4 protein-coding genes are annotated in these 2,332 nt (G+C 29.4%); 2 read left to right on the forward strand and 2 right to left on the reverse strand.

Annotated elements, in window-relative coordinates:
• Nucleotides 1-59: 59 nt before the first annotated feature.
• Entirely contained in the window at nucleotides 60-263 is a 204-nt protein-coding gene (locus tag VIM70_RS06565; RefSeq protein ID WP_331944942.1) for a hypothetical protein, read from the forward strand.
• Nucleotides 264-1,179: 916 nt separating this feature from the next.
• On the opposite strand, the gene VIM70_RS06570 is transcribed toward VIM70_RS06565, so the two are convergent.
• Nucleotides 1,180-1,308 (reverse strand): hypothetical protein, encoded by a 129-nt coding sequence (locus VIM70_RS06570; RefSeq protein ID WP_331944943.1) that lies wholly within the window; start codon nucleotides 1,306-1,308, stop codon nucleotides 1,180-1,182.
• Between the two features lie 159 nt (nucleotides 1,309-1,467).
• On the opposite strand from VIM70_RS06570, the gene VIM70_RS06575 reads away from it, so the two are divergent.
• The gene (locus tag VIM70_RS06575) at nucleotides 1,468-1,665 is read left to right on the forward strand and encodes a 3-oxoacyl-[acyl-carrier-protein] synthase III C-terminal domain-containing protein (RefSeq protein WP_331944945.1); all 198 of its coding nucleotides are present in this window, start codon (nucleotides 1,468-1,470) and stop codon (nucleotides 1,663-1,665) included.
• Between the two features lie 370 nt (nucleotides 1,666-2,035).
• On the opposite strand, the gene VIM70_RS06580 is transcribed toward VIM70_RS06575, so the two are convergent.
• Nucleotides 2,036-2,332: transposase (locus tag VIM70_RS06580; RefSeq protein WP_331944944.1), on the reverse strand; the 297-nt coding region annotated here is incomplete at its 5' end.

A 2,332-nucleotide genomic window follows, 5' to 3' on the forward strand; every position in this document is an offset into this window, starting at 1 on the left:
TTGCACTGCCGCTCGGTAAAGAGTTCACCATTTTTTGAAATTGTACTGAGGTATCTGATGTGCCTGTAACATCCAAGTTATATTTCCCAGCATCTATTATAGTAGGATTGTTAGTAGTCGTAGATACTGTAGAATTTGATGTTAGATCAACAGCCTTTGTAGTAATTACAAGGGGACTAACATTTGATAAAGAAATTAATATAACTATCGCAGTTATCCCTTTTTTAATGTTATTTTTTAAAATATCAAATCACTCCTTTTAGTTTGGGTGCGAGGTAATATATGTGCGTTATACTCTACAAGGCGTAAGAGCATACCCATAGAACTCCATATTTATATCCTCTTATTGTGTTACTATCTAAGCTCAATTTCGAAACTATATACCCTGAAAATCGTTGCATTACTTGTCGAAAAAAAGCAATAATGTATTATAGCATATTTAAATTTTGAAAGCTAATGGCTGTCTATACAAAAATAAAGTTGACTAAATTAAAAAGTAAATTAGTAATCAATCAAGGTAAATCAATGCTTAGAAGAATTTTTAGATTTAATTGAATCTATTAAAAAAGACTTAATATAAAGAAAATTTATAAAGAAGAAAATTGATAAAGGGATATAAACCAGTACCTGAGGACGATATTGTAAAGATTAAAGAAAATTTTTTGTAAATAAAAAAAATGACCAATTTATAAATATTCTACTCTTATATATTTTTAGATTTGAAGGCTAATAATATCATTTATAAAAACATTACATAAATCAGGCAATTAATCCATTCAATGATATTACATCGACAACATTTTTATTGGCTTATAGCTTATAGAATTCAACGCGTAACATTGGCTTACAGCATATATTCAAAAAAGTAAAAGCGTGGTAAAATGAAAAAGTGGTACATAAAAGTCCACGCAATGATAATATAGTACAATATAATTGGGGTGAGGTTATTGGAATTAGAGGGTAATCAACAAAGAGTAACAGATGAGATTATGAAATATAAAGAATTATTAGATGAGGGAATTATAACAGATAAAGAGTTTTCTATTAAGGTAAAATAATAAAATAAATATGCAATAATATGGAGCTTAAAGGCTTCTTTTTTTATTTTTGGACATGTTATACAATATTGAGTATAAATGTATATTGGATTAACTTGTCATTATTATAAATAATAATATTCTATTTTTTTCTTCTCTTAATTAATTTTTTCTCTAACTCTTTACCGTCTTGAAATCCAATAAATACATAAACTGTTATAACAAGTATGCTACCCATAAAGCTTAAATCATTCTTTGACTTTTTTCTCATTACATATTCTCTCTTAAAGTTAAATCTCCATTGTAACCTTCTGTAAGCTTTACGCCTACACTTCCATTAATTCACATTTAAGAAGATTCCGTCTTTACTTAATTATAGTTCCAAATCTTATAATATTAAACTTACAAATCATGTTATTAAATCAATCCTATTTTATACCTCTTTTGTGAAGGCAATACCGAGAAAACTTTAGTTAGTGTAATAGAATTCGGAAATACCTCAAGTGCGTCTATTCCTCTAGCTATTTGGCTAGCATTAAAAGAAAGCAAAGTAGCTTCAGATGATAAGATACAACTTTACGGATTTGGTGGGGGACTTACTCATGGTGGAATTATTATTGAATGGTAAGAAGAAAATATATTAAGTTATGCTTAAGCCACTTGTTTCGTTAATTGTGCGATAAAAACCATTTAATATAATATGGATGGAAAAAGACAAATGTCGTGAACTGAACAGGTTCGGATTCAGATGTTGAGCCGATAAAAGCTATCATCCTAAGTATATACTTAAGTGATGATAGCTACGAAAGTTGCTCAATGTCTGAAACGAGCTATTGAACGATGCCGCGTTAGCTCTACTATGGAGATTCAATCTTTCTCCTCTTTCTGAAATTAGTTTTAACTAACTGTAATTTCCACAATTGTACCCATAATCCTCATTATTTTAGATTGTCTGCAAAAAATAGACGTAATTTCCCCCCTCCCCCCAAATAAAGAATTTATGCTATTTTATTTATTTCTCCTGGCGGAGAATAGTTTTGGCGATTCAACTTCTCTTTTGTAACCATTTCACCCTTGCCACAGCAAGAACAAATATTTATATCTATTCCTGTCAGCTTAAAAAGAAGTTCTGCTGCATTTAACTTAACTTTTGGATTTTGGTTTTTACTTTCTACTGCACCTGTAAGTTCTTTGCATCTTTGAAGTTTAGTTGATCTATTCCTATTGCTTAAAATTCCATAGTGTCTAATTTTAACAAACTTTCTTGGTAAAACATGCATCAAAAATCTTCTCAT

It is taken from the genome of Clostridium sp., from assembly GCF_036569345.1.
Taxonomy (GTDB): Bacteria; Bacillota; Clostridia; order Clostridiales; family Clostridiaceae; genus Clostridium_AD.